13 protein-coding genes are annotated in these 17,402 nt (G+C 56.5%); 1 reads left to right on the top strand and 12 read right to left on the bottom strand.

All coding sequences use genetic code 11. The features are described from left to right. Nucleotides 1-124 precede the first annotated feature (124 nt). The 12 genes from aspS to zapA form a co-directional block, all read right to left on the bottom strand. On the bottom strand, nt 125-1,909 hold the full coding sequence (gene aspS / locus BQ5383_RS02730) for an aspartate--tRNA ligase (RefSeq protein ID WP_071429912.1): 1,785 nt from the start codon (nt 1,907-1,909) through the stop codon (nt 125-127). Between the two features lie 90 nt (nt 1,910-1,999). Next, on the bottom strand, nt 2,000-3,328 hold the full coding sequence (gene hisS / locus BQ5383_RS02735; RefSeq protein ID WP_071429233.1) for a histidine--tRNA ligase: 1,329 nt from the start codon (nt 3,326-3,328) through the stop codon (nt 2,000-2,002). 121 nt (nt 3,329-3,449) lie between these two features. Then, entirely contained in the window at nt 3,450-3,851 is a 402-nt protein-coding gene (gene mgsA, locus BQ5383_RS02740) for a methylglyoxal synthase (protein ID WP_071429234.1), read from the bottom strand. A gap of 24 nt (nt 3,852-3,875) precedes the next feature. Then, nucleotides 3,876-4,598 (bottom strand): nucleotide-binding protein, encoded by a 723-nt coding sequence (locus tag BQ5383_RS02745; protein WP_071429235.1) that lies wholly within the window; start codon nt 4,596-4,598, stop codon nt 3,876-3,878. Nucleotides 4,599-4,752: 154 nt separating this feature from the next. Continuing rightward, entirely contained in the window at nt 4,753-6,810 is a 2,058-nt protein-coding gene (locus BQ5383_RS02750; protein WP_071429236.1) for a penicillin-binding transpeptidase domain-containing protein, read from the bottom strand. Between the two features lie 57 nt (nt 6,811-6,867). Further along, nucleotides 6,868-7,389 carry a hypothetical protein gene (locus tag BQ5383_RS02755; RefSeq protein ID WP_071429237.1) on the bottom strand — a complete coding sequence of 174 codons (522 nt, stop codon included), beginning with the start codon at nt 7,387-7,389 and terminating at the stop codon, nt 6,868-6,870. Nucleotides 7,390-7,625: 236 nt separating this feature from the next. Continuing rightward, a complete protein-coding gene (gene mreC, locus BQ5383_RS02760; protein WP_071429238.1) occupies nt 7,626-8,486 on the bottom strand; it encodes a rod shape-determining protein MreC in 861 nt (286 codons plus the stop codon). An 84-nt stretch (nt 8,487-8,570) separates the two neighbouring features. After that, a complete protein-coding gene (locus BQ5383_RS02765) occupies nt 8,571-9,587 on the bottom strand; it encodes a rod shape-determining protein (RefSeq protein ID WP_071429239.1) in 1,017 nt (338 codons plus the stop codon). A 670-nt stretch (nt 9,588-10,257) separates the two neighbouring features. Further along, entirely contained in the window at nt 10,258-10,821 is a 564-nt protein-coding gene (locus tag BQ5383_RS02770) for a Maf family protein (protein WP_071429240.1), read from the bottom strand. Between the two features lie 12 nt (nt 10,822-10,833). Next, the gene (dut, locus tag BQ5383_RS02775) at nt 10,834-11,274 is read right to left on the bottom strand and encodes a dUTP diphosphatase (protein WP_071429915.1); all 441 of its coding nucleotides are present in this window, start codon (nt 11,272-11,274) and stop codon (nt 10,834-10,836) included. A gap of 760 nt (nt 11,275-12,034) precedes the next feature. Continuing rightward, on the bottom strand, nt 12,035-14,095 hold the full coding sequence (locus BQ5383_RS02780; RefSeq protein ID WP_083389791.1) for a U32 family peptidase: 2,061 nt from the start codon (nt 14,093-14,095) through the stop codon (nt 12,035-12,037). A gap of 73 nt (nt 14,096-14,168) precedes the next feature. Continuing rightward, nucleotides 14,169-14,513: a cell division protein ZapA gene (gene zapA, locus BQ5383_RS02785; RefSeq protein ID WP_071429241.1), complete on the bottom strand. Its 345-nt coding sequence runs from the start codon at nt 14,511-14,513 to the stop codon at nt 14,169-14,171. Nucleotides 14,514-14,879: 366 nt separating this feature from the next. Between zapA and BQ5383_RS02790 the strand changes: the two genes are divergently transcribed. Beyond that, complete coding sequence (locus tag BQ5383_RS02790) at nt 14,880-17,291, top strand: glycogen/starch/alpha-glucan phosphorylase (protein WP_071429242.1); 2,412 nt, start codon at nt 14,880-14,882, stop codon at nt 17,289-17,291. Nucleotides 17,292-17,402 lie beyond the last annotated feature (111 nt).

Genomic DNA, 17,402 nt, shown 5'->3' on the forward strand with positions numbered 1-17,402 from the left:
TCCAGGGGATATTGGATACCCCCTGGAAGCGTGTCGATTTTTTCGACACGCTCAGGCGGCGGCACATAAAGTGCCGCCGCCCCTTTGCTCTCCCCGCTCTGGCGCGGGGTTTTTCTTTGGATTTTTATTTTTCCTCCAGCGCCACCTTGATGGACAGGTCTTTGAGGGCCTTGTCGTCCACAGGGCTGGGGCAGCCGGACATCAGCTCGCTGGCGTTCTGCACCTTGGGGAAGGCGATAACATCCCGCAGGCTGTCCGCACCGATCATGGTCATCACCAGACGGTCCAGACCGATGCCTACGCCGCCGTGGGGTGGTGCACCGTACTTGTAAGCGTCCACCAGGAAGCCGAACTTAGCCTCGATCTCCTCCTCAGTGAGGCCCAGAGAGGTGAACATCTTGTCCTGAAGCTTGTAGTCGCTGATACGGATGGAACCGGACAGCAGCTCCACGCCGTTGAGCACCAGGTCATAGGCCTTGGCCTTTACCTTGCCGGGATCGGTGTCCAGATATTCCAGGCACTCCTCCATGGGCATGGTGAAGGGATGGTGCATGGCCACCCATTCGCCCAGATCCTCATCCCACTCGAAGAAGGGGAACTGGGTGATCCACAGGAAGTTGTATTTGCTCTTGTCGATAAGATTCAGCTGTTTGCCCAGCATATTCCGCAGGGCGCCCAGCACAGGGAGGGTCACCTTATTCTTATCCGCAACGATCAGCGCCACATCTCCCTGGCGGCAATCCAGCCGCTCCAGAATGGCGTTCATTTCTTCGGGGGTCATAAACTTGCCGAAGGAGCAGGTGGGAGTCTCCTCCACATAGCGGATAAAGGCCAGACCTTTGGCGCCGATACCCTTGGCAGCCTCGGTCAGCTTATCGATCTCCTTACGGGTGAGGGTCTTGACGGCGTCCTTGGCCACAATAGCCCGGACGGAGCCCCCTGCCGCCACAGCAGAGGTGAATACGGAGAAGCCGCAATCCTTCACCAGGTCGGACAGGTCAATGATCTCCATGCCAAAGCGGGTATCCGGCTTGTCGCTGCCGAAGCGGTTCATGGCGTCGTCATAGGTCAGCCGGGTGATGGGTGTGGGGATATCCAGGTCCAGAACCTCTTTGTACAGACGATGGATGTAGCCCTCCACCATCTCCAGGATATCATCCACATCCACAAAGGACATCTCCAGGTCGATCTGGGTGAACTCCGGCTGACGGTCCGCCCGCAGGTCCTCATCCCGGAAGCAGCGGGCCAGCTGGATATACCGGTCAAAGCCGGAGAGCATCAGCAGCTGCTTGTAGATCTGGGGGGACTGGGGCAGGGCGTAAAAGCTGCCGGGATGGACCCGGGAAGGCACCAGGTAGTCACGGGCGCCCTCAGGGGTGGATTTCATCATCATGGGAGTTTCGATTTCCAGGAAACCGTTCTCATAGAAATAATCCCGGGTCACCTTGGCGATCTTGTGGCGAAGAATGATATTCTGCTGCAGATTCTTCCGCCGCAGGTCCAGATAACGGTATTTGAGGCGCAATTCTTCCTTGACGTTGCTGTTCTCAACAATCTCAAAGGGAGGGGTCTGAGCCTGTCCCAAAATGCGGAGATCGGAGACATACACCTCCACGTCACCATTCGCCAGATCCTTGTTGACGCTTTCCCGCATCCGGACCACGCCTTTGGCGGCAAGGACATATTCTGAACGGACGCTCTGTGCCTTGGTTCTCAGTTCCTCGGCGGTCTGGTCGTCAAAGGCCAGCTGGACGATGCCGGTGCGGTCCCGCAGGTCGATAAAGACCAGCATGCCCTTATCCCGGATTTTCTGTACCCAGCCGCAGACTATCACTTCCTTGCCCACCAGGGCGGAGGTGGTTTCGCCGCAATAATTGGTTCGTTTGAGTCCTGACATGGTATCTGCCATAACTGCTTCCTCCAAAACAATGCCTCTTTTCAGGCAGGATTGAAAACTTTACAGGCCCGGCCCACCGGACCTTTTTCCTCCCCAGGGAGATTATTTCTTCTCCTCCAGATGCTCCATGGCATCCTCCAGATCGGCGTAGGCGGTGCTCATGATCTCCTCATAAATGGCATCGGAGAACCGGTCATCCAGGGGAACTGTCCGGGTGGAACCGGAATACATGCTCTTGAGCGTAGCCTCTCCCTGCTCCAGCTCATTGTCACCCAGAACAATGGTATACTTGGCGCCGATCTTGTTGGCGTATTTCATCTGAGCCTTGATGGAACGGCCCATCAGGTCGCTTTGAGCCTGGAAGCCGTCGCTGCGCAGCAGGTTCACCAGCTGGAATGCCTTCAGACCAGCCTTGTCCCCCATGGAGGCGATATAGACGTCGCAGGTCTCCTCCGGCGGGAAGTCGCAGCCCTGATCGATCATTACCTTCAGCAGCCGCTCCAGACCCATGGCAAAACCGATGCCCTCATAATCAGGGCCTCCCAGCTCTCCCAGCAGGCCACCGTAACGGCCGCCGCCGCCGCAGACCAGACGGTTGCCTTCCTTGTCAGTGAAAACGCATTCAAAAACAGTGCGGGTGTAGTAATCCAGACCCCGGACGATGGTGGGATTGACCACATAGCTGATGCCGGCCTGGGTCAGCAGTGCCTTTACCTGTTCAAAGTGGTCAGCGCAATCTTCACATAGGTAATCCAGCACCTTGGGTGCTCCTTCAGCAATAGCGCTGCACACCGGGCTCTTGCAGTCCAGGATACGCATGGGATTTTTCTCCAGGCGCTCCAGGCAGGTGGGACACAGCTGGTCGGTATACTGGGCGAAATAGGCCTTGAGGGCCTCATGATACCGCTTGCGGCAGGTGGGGCAGCCGATGGAATTGAGTTCCACCTGGATTCCCTCCACCCCCAGGGTGTCATAGATCTCGTGGACCAGGGCAATCACTTCAGCGTCAGCCGCGGGAGAGGTGGCGCCGTACATCTCCACGCCAAACTGGTGGAACTCCCGGAACCGTCCGCTCTGAGGCTTCTCATACCGGAAGCAGGAAAGGACATAGCTGAGCTTTACAGGCAAAGCGTCCCCCAGCAGGCCGTTTTCAATGGCCGCCCGAGCCATACCGGCGGTGCCTTCCGGGCGCAGGGTGATGCTCCGTCCGCCTTTGTCCTGGAAGGTGTACATCTCCTTGTTGACCACGTCGGTGGTCTCACCCACGGAGCGATTGAACAGCTCAGTGTGTTCAAAGGTGGGAACCCTCATCTCCTTGTACCCGAAGAGGGCGGCGGTGGTGAGCAGTGTCCGCTCGATATACTGCCATTTGGCGCTGTCCCGGGGCAGGATATCCTTGGTTCCCCGGGGGGCTGTGGTAAGTAATGCCATAGTCAGAGACCTCCAAAAAAGCTTTATCCCGGCTCAACGGAAAGGGCAGACCAACGGTCTGCCCCCTCAGCCGGTAAAAAAATCGTTGAGAGCGTTTCCGGCACCGTGTCGGAAACCATGTTTATTTGGGATTGACAATATCCCGCCAATCCAGATCTCCATGCTCCAGGGCATGGATGAGCGCTTCGGCGGTAGCAATATTGGTGGCCATGGGGATGTTGTACACATCACACAGGCGCAGCAGGTTTGCTTCGTCCGGTTCGGTGGATTTTGCGCCGATAGGGTCCCGGAAAAAGAGGAGCAGGTCGATCTCGTTACAGGAGATCCGGGAAGCGATCTGTTGGTCGCCGCCCTGGGAGCCGGACATAAAGCGAACGATGCTCAGTCCGGTAGCCTCCGCCACCATTTTGCCGGTGGTGCCGGTGGCACAAAGGTTATGTCTGCTGAGAATACCACAGTACGCAATGCAGAACTGAACCATCAGTTCTTTTTTCGCGTCATGGGCGATGAGTGCGATGTTCATAGTGATAAATACGCTCCTTTCCGTTCAGTGATACAGAACCAGTTCCGCGTCCTCCCCCATCAGGCGGCGGGCAATGCGGTCCAGCTCCGCGTAGGCGGGAAAAGGCAGCTTATCCGGGCTGGGCATCCCCAGCTCCTCCGCTTCGGGGATAGCTCCCAGCAGCTGCGCTCCCACCAGGTCGATAACGTCGTCCAGGTCACGGACGTGTTTGCTCTTTTTAAGTGTCTTGGGGACCCTGTTGATGACCAAACGCTGCTGATGCAGACCGGCGCGATGCAGGAGCGCGGACACCCGTCCTCCGCAGCGCACCGCCACAGGCTCGGGTGTGGTCACGATAAGCGCCTGATCGCACATTTTTGCCAGCATGGTCTCCATGGGACCAAAGCCCGCTCCGCAGTCGGTAAGCAGCCAGTCATAATTTCTGTCCGCCCACAGCACCAATGTCCTCAGCTGTTCTTCTCTTGGAACATAGGAAGGGTCCAGTGGAGCGCATAGCAGTTCCATCCCATACCGGTTATGCCGAAGCAAGGCGTCTCCAATCTCGCAGCGGCTCTCCAGCACATCCGCCAGATCATACACCGCCGCGTCCTCCACCGAGAGGGAAATATCCAATCCGCGGAAACCATTGTCCGTCTCCAGAATCAAAACCCGGCCGCCCCGGGATGCCAACCCAGCAGCCACACCGGTGCAGATGGTGCTTTTGCCCACTCCGCCCTTTCCGGACACGATCATGATCTTTTCCGCCAAGGCAATCCCTCCGATGGCGCAATACGCTGATTTGCCTCAAAATTGAACCGGACTGTTCAATCATTACTAGTGTAGCACAAAAACGAGGGATTGAAAACGTGTTTTTGTTCGGTTTTTGCTAAAAATCAAATTTGTTTTAAATTTTTGTGGAGAATCATGGAAGAAGTGTGCCGCTGTCCTGCACAGATTCCGTTTTGGAGCCGCCGAAGAAATACTCTTCCGCGATGGCACGGGCCACCGGAGCACCGGTATAGCCCTGTCCGCCGTTTTCCAGCACCACGGCGATGGCGATCTCCGGGTCCTCCGCGGGGATATAACAGATGTAGCAGGACGTAAGGGTGGAATCCCCTTCGGGGGTACCGGTCTTGGAAGCCACTGTCAGGGGAAAGCCGGTCCACAGCCAGCCGGAGGTACCGCCGTCAGCGGTAGCGGCAACCATACCTTGGTGCACTGTCTCAAAGGCGGATTGGGGGGCAGGGACCTGATCCACCACCTGGGGCTGGGTTTCGCTGATGGTGGTTTTGAAGTCGTAGCTCTTGATGGCCTTGACAAAGTGGGGCTGCATCCTGGTGCCGTTGTTGGCCAGGGTGGCCACATAGTTTGCCATCTGCAAGGGAGTGAAGCCGTGGTCCAGCTGGCCGATGGCCGACTGGATGACGTTGCCGGAGGTCCAGGTTTCCCCAATGGCCTCACGGGTAGCGGGGCTGGAAAGCTGGCCGCTTGCCTCCGGCAGCTCCACCCCTGTCTTGGAACCCAGGCCAAAATGGGCGGCATATTCGTTCTGTTTGTCGATCCCCAGCCTCCAGCCGGTTTCGTAGAAAAAGACATTGCAGCTGCGCTGGAGGGCGGTTACCACATTGATGGGACCATCGGCGTGCATACATTTTGGCTGGTAATCCGGGAACCGGGTATACACCATATTGCAGGTGATGGTCTCAGTTGGTGTAATGACCCCTTCAGAAAGCCCCGCAATAGCCACCGTCGGCTTGTAAGTGGAACCGGGGCGGTAGACGCCCATGGTGGCCCGGTTGAGCAGCGGTTCCGGTTTCTGGGTGGAAAGGGTGGCATAATCCTGTTGATAGGTGCTGATATCATAGGAGGGATAGGTGGCTGCCGCCAGAATCTCACCTGTCTTGGGGTCGATGGCCACCGCCGCTCCGGCGCTGGCGTCCCGGCCCTGTTCATGGGTCAGGGAGGTATTGGCGTTGAGGTTCTTGATAGTCTCCTCCAGCCCCTCCTGGGCCGCCCGCTGAACGTCACGGTCCAGCGTGAGGACCACCGTGTTTCCCGGTACAGGGGCTACCGTCTCCTCCACATCCACGACGTTGCCCTTGTTGTCCAGGGTGATCAGACGCTCCCCCTTCTGGCCCCGCAGCTCGCTTTCAAAGGCGGCCTCGATACCGCTCTTGCCCAGGTATTCATCCCCTTTGTAGCCCTGGGGATTATCGGCGCTCCACCACAGACCGTCCTCTTTGAGCTGAGCCATCTCTTCCTTGTAGATGGGGCCCATCATGCCGATGATGTGGGGGGCCAGGGTGCCGTCCACATATTCCCGGATGGGGCTCTCCACCACATCCACCCCCGGCAGCTCGTAGCTGTGCTCCAGGATGGTATCCCGGGCCACCGAGCCCACGTCACTGGCAAAAACATAGGTGTTCTCCAGGCTGAAATCCCGCAGCACCATCTCATAACGGATACCTGCCAGCTTGCGGCGGGTTTCGGCGTCGTAGTCCCACAGATCGTAGAACCGCTGGTCCGACAGCCAGTACATACACTCCTCAGCGGTGGCATATTCATTGATTTCCAGGTCCCGCTTCAGCTGAGCCACCTGGGTGTCATACCCCTCTTTGAAGGTGAAAGGCTCCGTTTCACTGATGGGCAGGTTGTCAGTCCAGCTCTGGCCCAAAGATTCCATCAGGGTAATAAGGCGGTAAAGCACCTCATTTTCCTTGCCGTAGGGCAGATAGGCCCGGTCTAGAATGATGTTGTAGCCCACCCGGTTGATGGTAAAGGGCCTGCCGTACCGGTCCACGATTTCCCCTCTGGTGGCACTGACCGTCTGACGGCTGACAGTACCCTGGGTCGCCTTGTTTTTATAGGATTCCCCTTCGGCGATCTGAAGAAGCATCAGCTGGTAAACAAAAAGTACAAAAATGCACCCTACCAGTCCGCAGAGGATCGCGAAGCGGATATTTTGCTGTTTTTTATTCATGGGAAAAACCTCCTTTCCCTCCGGAGACCGGAGAGACCGGGCTGAAACCTTTTCGCCTCAGGCGGCGAGGATCTTTTTCTGAAAGGTTCCATGGATCATGCGGGTAAGATAATAAAGGGGTGCCGCCGACACCGCGGTATAGATGCACATGGGCAGCAGCCTGTACAGATAATAACGACCTGCTCCCTCGTATCCCCACAGCAGAAAACTGAAAAAGAAGCCGATCCACTGAATGACCGCCATGGTTATAAAGGTAAAGAGGATGGCGTTGGCCACTACGGGACGCATATAGCTCTGCACCAGCAATCCTATGGTGACGCAAAAGAAAAAGAGGGTCAGGGTATAATAGCCGAAGGAGTAGGAACTGAACAGGTCGCAGCAAAATCCGGCGAAGGCCCCCATAAAGCCTCCCGCCAGTTCCCCTTCAAACATGGCAATGGAGATGGCCATAGCTGCCGCCAGCATGGGTTTGATATTCATAATGGCAAAAAGACCAGGTGTATTCTGCATCACTGTCAAGGCCAGCAGCACCAGCACATAAATGGCAAATTTGGCTGCTTTATACCGTGTAGACAGCATTGGTTTCCTCCTTTCCATCCCAGAAACAGGGCAAAACGGGAATCATATCACAGCAGACGGAAAGCATCCCTGTAAAGTGTGATAACCTTACAGGAACGAATTCTGTTTTCCGGCAGGCCCTCTCCCCGGATAAAAGCATTCCGCTTCATCGGGGAGGATACTGTCAGCCTTTGCTGATACCAGCGGTCTGTTTTCTTACTGCCCCAGCATCACTTTCAGAGAAAAGAAGCCAAAAATTACTCCGTAAAGCCAGCATTCTCATCCTTGCCGGCAAAATCCTTGATCACTACAACGCTCTTGGTTTCCCGGATATCAGCGGCAGGCTTGATAACGGCATAAAGAGACAAGCCGCTCACTTCATTTTCCACCGATTCCACCTCACCGATCACCAGTCCCCGGGGCATCATGCCTCCCACGCCGGAGGTGACGATAGTATCCCCCACCGTCACGCCGCTTTCCCGGGAAAGGAAGCCCAGTTTGCACCGGTCCTGCTCCGCCAGAGGGAAGGTACCGGTGATGACGCCGGTGTCCAGACTGCGGATATCCACGCCGCCCACATCAATGGAAACATCCAAAATCGTGGTGACCTTGGCATAGCCATAGCTGACCCCCTGCACCACTCCCACCAGGCCATCGGAGGTGATGACGGGACAGCGTTCCGTGATCCCATGATAGGTTCCCACATCGATAATAAACGAACCAAAGCGGTCATCGGGACTGCGTCCTATCACCGACGCCGGCTCAAAAACAAAATCCTGATTTCTTTCTTTCAGCTCCAGGTATTCCCGGAACTGATCATTTTCCGTTTTCAGGTTCTGATAATCCACCATCTGTTCGGTCAGCCTGCGGTTTTCCTCCCGCAAAGCCTCATTTTCCTCCACCAGCTGGGCCACATTGAGGTAGGGGCCCAGAGCATCTCCCGCCAGACCGGAAAGGGACGCGGTCACTCTGGCCACCGGTGTCATAATGATTCCCCCCACGCCGGAAAGAAAAGGCATCAGGGCGTCTGTATAAATGGCCCTCAGCAGGAAGGCGAACAGCAGGGAAAACACCGCCAGCAGCAGGTGGAACCGCTTGCTCTTAAAAAAGTCTTTCATGGCTTCTCCCTTCGGGACATAGATATGGCAACGCCCGCAAGCCTATGGGCCCGCGGGCATCTGAGCTGCTTTTCAAAACAGCGTTTAGTGTCTCTCATCGGTGAACAGCGCTTCCTTCTGCTTGAAGGGGAGCTCCAGAATGCGCCCGGTGCCCAACGCCACGCAGTCCAGAGGATTTTCCGCGATATGCACCGGCATCCCTGTTTCAATAGAGATCAGTTCATCCAGACCCTTGAGCATGGCGCCGCCTCCGGTGAGGGTGATGCCGCGATCAATGATATCGGCGGACAGTTCCGGCGGGGTCCGCTCCAGAGTGGTGCGGATGGCGTCCAGAATGGTCACCACAGAATCCGCCAGTGCCTCCCGCACCTCCTTGGGTGTCAGCAGGATGTCCTTGGGGAAACCATCCACCAGATTGCGTCCGGTGACCTGAATAGGCTCCTCATTCTCATAAGGATAGGCGGAACCAATGCGGATCTTGATATCCTCAGCGGTTCGTTCGCCAACCAGAAGATTATATTTCTTCTTGATGTAAGCAATGATATTGCGGTCAAACTCATCTCCCGCAACCCGCACCGACTTGGAGGTGACAATACCTCCCATGGAGATAACAGCCACCTCGCTGGTGCCGCCGCCAATATCCACCACCATGCTGCCGATGGCTTCCTCCACCGGCAGTCCGGCGCCGATGGCCGCGGCCATGGGTTCCTCGATGATGGCCACAGATTTGCCTCCGGCAGTTTCCGCCGCTTCCCGAACCGCCCGCTTTTCCACCGCGGTGACGCCGGAAGGGATGCAGATCACGATACGGGGCTTGCCGAAGATACGCTTGCCCACCACCGACTTGATAAACTCAGAAAGCATGCTGGCGGTAATATCAAAGTCCGCGATAACGCCATCCTTCAAAGGACGGATGGCTACAATGGAGCCGGGGGTACGTCCCACCACATCCTTGGCCTTCTGGCCCACATGGATGACATGGTCGTTGCGGATATCCACCGCCACCACCGAGGGCTCCCGCATGATGATACCTTTGCCTTTCATATAAATCAGGGTGTTTGCCGTTCCCAGATCAATGCCAATATCCTTGCTACCAAACATCTGTCCTTCTCCTTTCCGGCCTGGCCGGAGCTTGTTTCTATGACAAACGGGATTTCTTCCCATCCCGGATCTCCGGCAACGGAAAACGCAACTGGACCCGCGTCCTCCCATAAAGTGAAGGCCGCCGATCTGCCGGAGAGATTTATTCATCTTCAATTGGCTTGTGAGGCTGATTAAAAAGATTTTCGGGAACACCTTCCATTTTCCCGTCGCGAATGCGTGCCGGGTTCTGGAAAGCTGCAGGTCTGCCGGACAGACAAGAGGTTCCGATTCAGACCACTGAACAATGTTATAAAAAGCACCTCAACAGCCGTTTAGAGTTATTATACCCTATCCCGAGACGTTTCACAAGAAAACCAGCGCCAATAATTGCCCCGAAATTATTGCAAATATATGAATTTTTTTCGCTGACCGGTGTGCGGAAAGGATTTGGTCACAAAACCTTCGCACACCATCCCCTTGTCTTACCTATTCCGCTGCCAAAACACACCGGAAAGTTTTGGTCCCCTCTTCCCGCCTGTACCCATGCTCCGCGCCCATATCTTTGAGGAATATCATAGGACGCTATTACGGAAAGACGGAATACAGTTTGCCATCCGGGTCCGCCCGGCGGACAAACCTGAAAATCCAGAGTATCCCTCTGCGGTTTTATCCCCTCTTTCAGGATGGTTCAGTCTTCCTTTCCTTCCAGTACCCGGGCAAGGCGGGCGATGGGCAGTCCCATCACATTGAAGTAATCCCCTTCCAGCCGCCGCACCAGCAAGCCTCCCCGTCCCTGGATGCCATAGGCTCCCGCTTTATCCATGGGTTCTCCGGTGGCTACATAATCCTGGATCTCCCGGGAGGAAAGGGGATAAAACTCCACCTGGGTCTGCTGCGTAAAGACTTTGCGTTCTCCGGGGCCCAGTACCGCCACTCCCGTATAAACGCTGTGTACCCGACCGCTGAGAAGCCGCAGCATCTCCTGGGCTTCTTCGGGGGAATGGGGTTTGCCCAAAATGCGCCCTTCCACCGCCACCACAGTATCCGCCCCGATGATGCGGCAGTTCTGACACTCCGGCAGCTGTGCCACCGCCGAAGCTTTCCGCTCTGCCAGCAGCGCCACCGCTTCCTCCGGAGCAATCCCTTCCGGCAGGCTTTCATCCGCCTGGGAAACCTTCACCTGAAAATCATTGGTATAATAAGACAGCAGCTCCCTGCGTCTGGGAGACTGGGATGCCAGAATCAGTTTCATTCTTCTCCCTCCTTACCGGGTGCCGGTGGAGCCAAAGCCACCGGTTCCCCGCTGGGAATCCTCCAGCTCCTCCACCTGGTTCAGTTCCGGCGTGACTACCGGCAGGATCACCATCTGAGCGATACGCTCTCCCGGCTGAACTGTGTAGGCCTCCTCCAGCTGACAGGTAAGGCCCACCATCATTTCTCCCCGATAGTCGCTGTCAATGACCCCTACCCCATTGGCGGGGACCACGCCCTTTTTGATGCCCAAACCGCTGCGGCCAAAGACCAGCGCCACATATCCCGGCTCCAACTGAATGGCCACCCCTGTGGGCACCACCGTCACCGCCCCATGGCGCACCTCCATGGGCTGGGAGATAGCGGCCGCCAGATCGTAACCGGCGCTGCCTTCCGTTGCCCGGCGGGGAGAAATTGCCTCCGGGCGGGTGAGCTTGTATTTTAACTGTTTCATGGAATTTTCTCCTTTCGGGATCAACAAAAATTCTCCCATGGTCTCAACACACTTTTGGTATTTGAAAAAGACTTTTCCTGTTTTTACGATTTTAAATTCGAGTTGCTCTTTCAAATCGTCTTTTGCCAAACTGGAGGGCGGCGGTTTATCCGCTGTCCCCTTTGGCCGCCCTTGGGCGGCCAATCCTGCATCAAAGCAGCGAGTGGATTGTCCGGCTTTACCCGGACAACCGGCGAGCGGGCGGTTTTTCCCATACCGGGATAGGAACAGGGACCATCCCTCCATCCGTTCCCCTTAACACTAAAAGATACCAACCAAAACAGCGGCAGGCACTTTTCCAGACTAACCCACTCGCTATTGCCTCAACGATGGGATTCCAAAGGGACGAGTCCCTTTGGGCGTAACCCCCGTATCCAAAGGCAAAAACTTTCGTTCAGCACCACTCCGGAAAGAACATCAATCTCAGTTTTCCAGAAAGCAGCGAGTGGATTGTCCGGCTTTACCCGGGCAACCGGCGAGCGGGCGATTTTGCCTCTGGCGATACAGGAGCAGGATCCATCCCTCCAACCGTTCCCCTTAACACTAAAAGGTACCAGCCAAAACAGCGGCAGGCACTACCTCTGACTAACCCACTCGCTGCTGCCTCAACAGTGGGATTCCAAAGGGACGAGTCCCTTTGGGCGTAACCCCTGGCACAAACTTCCGCCCAACTCTCGGCCCCCAAAAAGGCAGAACCATCTTCCCGGCTACCTCTCACCGCTCATTTCAGTTCCCGGTAATAAAGTCCCCCGGTACGTTTTCCGTCAAAGGATATCCCCTGCTGCCAAAGGCGGAATACCTTGGCGCACCGAACTGGGTCCTCGGTGGTAAAGCGGAGCACCACATGGGACATTCCCCGCAGGTCACTCTGCTTGTCTCCCAGATAAAGGGGCACCATATTGAGCAGCTGGGAATATTGCTTGTGATGACACAGAAGAGGAAAATCATTTCCCAGGCGGTCGGTGACCACTGTTCTGCCGCTGCAGCCGCCGCAGCCTTTGGGCCCTTTGGCAGGACAGCTGCGGAAAATCATCAGAGGCAGATTACCATAACCAATCATCCCTGCAGGCATTACCTGAGACAGCTTCCGGGCTGCTTTCAGATTCAGCTCAAAGGAGAGGATCGCTTCCTCCACCCCAAGGGCCTTGTAAGCTTCCAGGGCATCCCGGTTGAGTATGTTGAGGGAATAGTCCCCCACCAGCCGGAGCCCTGCCTCTCTGCCCATATGGATGGCGGCCAGATTGCCCACCATCAGCGTGGCAAGGCCCTGCGCTTTCAGCCGGGGCAGCAGCTCTTTGAGGCGTTGCTCCGCTTTTTGGAAGGCAGCCACCGGCAGCTCTCCCACCAGCTTCTCTCCCAAACGGGTCATCAGCTCCGGGTGCTGTTCCAGTTCCTCCACCGGCAGGATGATCCGCCGGGCCTGGGATTCCATCTCCGGGGACAGCTGCTCTACCTGTTCCAGCCGCACCCAAAGGGCCGGTTTCCCATCCCCCACCGGGGAAAGTACAGCCTGAGGCTCCGGCTCCCGGACAGAATGAGGGCGGGGAGCCTCCTCTTTGGCCAGCAGCTGCTCCAGGGCAGATGATCTCATGGCATTGAGGGCGGACACCGGCAGCATCAGCCCTTCCCCCAGACAGGTTTCCAATTCTCCCAGATAGTAAGGAGTACCCCCGCATTTTTCCATGCTCCGGCGCACCAGGGCCTCGTCGGTGGGGCGGGTGCGGGCCAACTGAGGCTCCGGTCCTTCCACCTGCACTTGTGTCCCCTGTTCACCGGTAACTGTCAAACTGGCGGGGCGTCCTTCCTCCATTTCAAAGTGCATCTTCACCGGTACCAAAGGATTTTCTCCCCGGTAAAGGGCTGCCAGCTCCCCCAGCACCCCGGCGGCGGCGGTGACATCCTCCTTGCGCCGGATGCCGAACATGGACAGATCCCGCTTGCCGGTGAGATAGCCGTCGGTAAATCCGCTGCGGGAAAAGACCGCCTGAAGCCGCTCCAGCTCCGGGGTCTGTCCATCCAGCGCCTGACGGCAGGCAGTGACGGCAGCGGCCACATATTCCGGCCGTTTCATCCGCCCCTCAATTTTCAGGGAATCCACCCCCAGCTCCCGCAGCTGCTCTATGCGGCTGATGAGGCTCAAATCCTTCAGCGACAAGGCATACTCTCTTCCCCTCGCCTTGAAATTGAGCCGGCAGGGCTGGGCACACAGGCCACGGTTGCCGCTGCGCTCTCCGATCAGGGAGGACAGGTAACATTGGCCGGACATGGACATACACAGCGCGCCATGGACAAAAACTTCCAGCTTCATATGGGTTGCCGCCCGGATGGCCCGGATCTCCTCCGCCGTCACCTCCCGGGCCAGCACCACCTGAGAAAATCCCATCTCCTCCAGCTGCCGCACCCCTTCCACGCTGTGGGTGGACAGCTGGGTGGAAGCGTGAAGGGCCAGCTGGGGGCAGATCTGCTGCACCAGTTCCGCCGCGCCCAGGTCCTGGACCAGCACCGCGTCGGCGCCGCTGTGGGCGATGGCTTTGATCTCCTCTATGATCGCTTCCCGCTCGCTGTCCAGAAACAGCGTATTGAGGGTAACATGGACCGCCACTCCCCGGGCATGACAATAAGACACCGCCTCCTCCAGGGACTGTTCCCCGAAATTTTCGGCGTTGCGCCGGGCGTTGAAGCCCTTGCCTCCCAGATAAACCGCTGTCGCGCCGCTGCGTACCGCGGCCAGCAGTTGTTCCCGTCCCCCCACAGGGGCCAGTAGTTCCATCTTACGTTCCATATGCTCCTCCCTCAAAGGCGGCAAAAAAACAGGAGCGGAAAGCCTGTCCCGCCCCTGGGTGTGCTCATGCTGTTTATTTTCTGACCTGTCCCCGGGCCATATCCAGTTCCCTTTTCAGCCGTTCCACCTCCCGGCGGGCCTCCTCCAGTTCAATACGGGCCCGGGCGGCGTCCTCCAGATACTGGCTCAGCTGATCCCGCATCCGATCAGTGGCTTCTTCCCCGGCGTCCAGCTGATCCAGCAGGTTCAGGGCAATAATGACCAGGGCATCCACAGAGGAAAGATTCCTTTTGGAATCCATGATCTCGGTGAGATCATCCTCCAGCTGCCGCTCGATCCGCCGGATACGCTCCTCCTCGCTGTCGGTGGTGATGGTATAGGTGTTTCCAAGGATGCTGACCTTGATACGGTTTGCCACAGTTTACACTCCCTTTTATTTCCATGGGTCCCTTTTATCAAAAAACGAGCCGGAACCCTTCTTTTCTCTTCTCTACGGGCAAAAAACCACGTACTTACATATTATATAGGAAAAAGCGCCTGGAAAAAAGGGCTTTTCAAGATTTTTATCCGCTTTCTTCCTGGTAAACATTGAAGATTCCAGCTTTTTACGGTATAATAAGGGCGTTAGGGCCTGGAAAACACTGTGTTTTTTCCTGTATATTGATTCTTTTTGCCCTTCTCTGTTCTCCCGTACCGGGGATTTTTCTTTCTTCTTTTTCCAGTCATTCGGATACGGGAGTGCAAAATCTTTGCCGTTTTCCACGGCAGAATGGAGTTTCCCACTATGAACAAACCTGTCAATATTTCCGTGGATCAGATTCGTCAGGCCATCTGTGACAAGCTGACCGGCGAAATGTCCACCAACCCTACCAGCGCCTCCAACGAGCAGTTCTACAAGGCCTCCGCCCTGGTGGTGCGGGACCTGATGGAGGAGCGCCGGAAAGCTTTTATCGCCCACTGCAACGCCAAGGGACAAAAGCAGGTGTACTACCTGTCCATGGAGTTTCTCATGGGCAAAAGCCTGAAAAATTCCCTGTATAACCTGGGGCTTCAGGATAAGTTCGCCCAGGCTCTGGCCCAGTGTGATATCAAGCTGGAAAATCTGTATAAATGTGAGCCGGACCCCGGTCTGGGCAACGGCGGTCTGGGCCGTCTGGCCGCCTGCTATCTGGACGGTCTTGCCACCGACGGATATCTTGCCACCGGCTACAGCATCCTGTATGAATATGGTATGTTCAAACAGCGCATCTCCGATGGCTGGCAGAGCGAGCTGCCGGACTACTGGCTTCCCGGCGGAGAGGTCTGGCTGGAGGCGGTTCCGGAGCATACGGTGGAAGTACGCTTCGGCGGCACCGTCACCGAGCGCTGGGACAACGGCCATCATATGTCCCAGCACACCGGATACAGCACCGTTCTGGCTGTGCCTTACAATATGTATGTTTCCGGCTATGACACCCAGGCGGTGAGCCTGCTGCGTCTGTGGCAGGCCAAGAGCCCCGGCATCGATATGGACCTGTTCAATAAAGGCGACTATCTGGGAGCTTTCGGCAAAAATTCCTATTCCGAGGTCATCAGCAAGGTGCTCTACCCCAACGACAACCACGACGAGGGCAAGATGCTCCGTCTGCGTCAGCAGTATTTCCTGGTCTGCGCCGCGGTAGGAGACATTTTCCGCCGCCATATGTCTGTTTACGGCACCATTGACAATTTTGCGGAAAAGAACGCCATCCATATCAACGACACCCATCCCACCCTGGCTATCCCCGAGCTGATGCGGGTGCTGCTGGATGAGTGCGGCTACAGCTGGGATCAGTGCTGGGATATCGTCAAGCGCACCTTTGCCTACACCAACCACACTGTCATGTCCGAGGCTCTGGAGCAGTGGGACATCGGCCAGATGGAATCCCTCCTGCCCCGGATCTATCAGATCATCTGCGAGATCAACCGCCGCTTCTGCATTGAGCTGCGGGAGCGGTACCACAAGAGCGAGGAAGAAATCCGCCGCATGGCCATCATCTGCGACGGCAAGGTGCGGATGGCTTATCTCTGCGTGGTGGGCAGCCACAGTGTCAACGGTGTTTCCAAGCTGCATTCGGAGATCATCAAGGATGATGTATTCCACGACTTCTATACCGTGCAGCCTGCCAAGTTTACCAATGTCACCAACGGCATCGCTTCCCGCCGGTGGCTGATGCAGTCCAATCCTCTGCTGAACAAATTCATCGTAGATCATATCGGAGACGGCTTCCTCCATGACTTCTCTCAGCTTTCCCGCCTCAAAGAGCTGGAAAACAATGATGAGGTCCTGCGGGAGCTGGGGGATATCAAATACCGCAACAAGCTCAACTTTGCCTGTTATCTCAACGATGAGCGGGGTGTGGTGGTCAATCCCCACTCCATCTTCGACGTTCAGGTGAAGCGTCTCCATGAGTATAAGCGGCAGCATCTCAACGCCCTGCACATTGCGCTGGAATATCTGTGGATCAAGGATCATCCCAATGAGGATTTCGTTCCCAAAACCTATATTTTCGGCGCCAAGGCTGCCCCCGGCTACTATCTGGCAAAGCAGATCATCAAGTTTATCTGCGATCTGGCCGCTCTCATTGAGGCTGATCCCCAAGCCAGGGATAAGCTGAAGATCGTATTCCTGGAGGAGTACAATGTCTCCATGTCCGAACGGCTGATGCCCGCCAGCGAGATTTCCGAGCAGATCTCCCTGGCTGGTACCGAAGCCAGCGGCACCGGCAACATGAAGCTGATGCTCAACGGCGCGGTCACATTGGGCACCCTGGACGGCGCTAATATCGAAATCGGCCAGCAGGCGGGAGAGGAAAACATTCTCATCTTCGGCATGAAGGCCCACGAGGTGGAGAACCTGAAACGCCAGGGATACAATCCTCAGAACTTCATTAACGGCAATGAGGATCTGCGCCGTGTGGTGAACTTCCTCAACTCCCGGCCGGATCTGGCCTCCTTTGGAGAGATTGCCCGTTATATCGCCCACAATGACCGTTATATGGCCATGGCGGATTTCGCCAGCTATTGCGACGTTCAGCGCAACGCTTCCCGCATCTACAGCCAGGAGCCTCTCCGTTGGCAGCGGATGAGCCTGCGGAATATCGCAGGGTCCGGTATCTTCTGCGCCGACCGTTCCATCGAGGATTACGCCCGGGAGATCTGGCATCTGAACAAGTGATTTCCATGGTCTTTTCCCGACACAACAGCAACCCTTTCAACAGCACAGGAGGGCGGCTCATCAGCAGCCGCCCTTTTCGGTATTCTGATTTATCATAACCGGAGAGGAACC

It is taken from the genome of Angelakisella massiliensis, assembly GCF_900104675.1.
Lineage (GTDB): Bacteria > Bacillota > Clostridia > Oscillospirales > Ruminococcaceae > Angelakisella > Angelakisella massiliensis.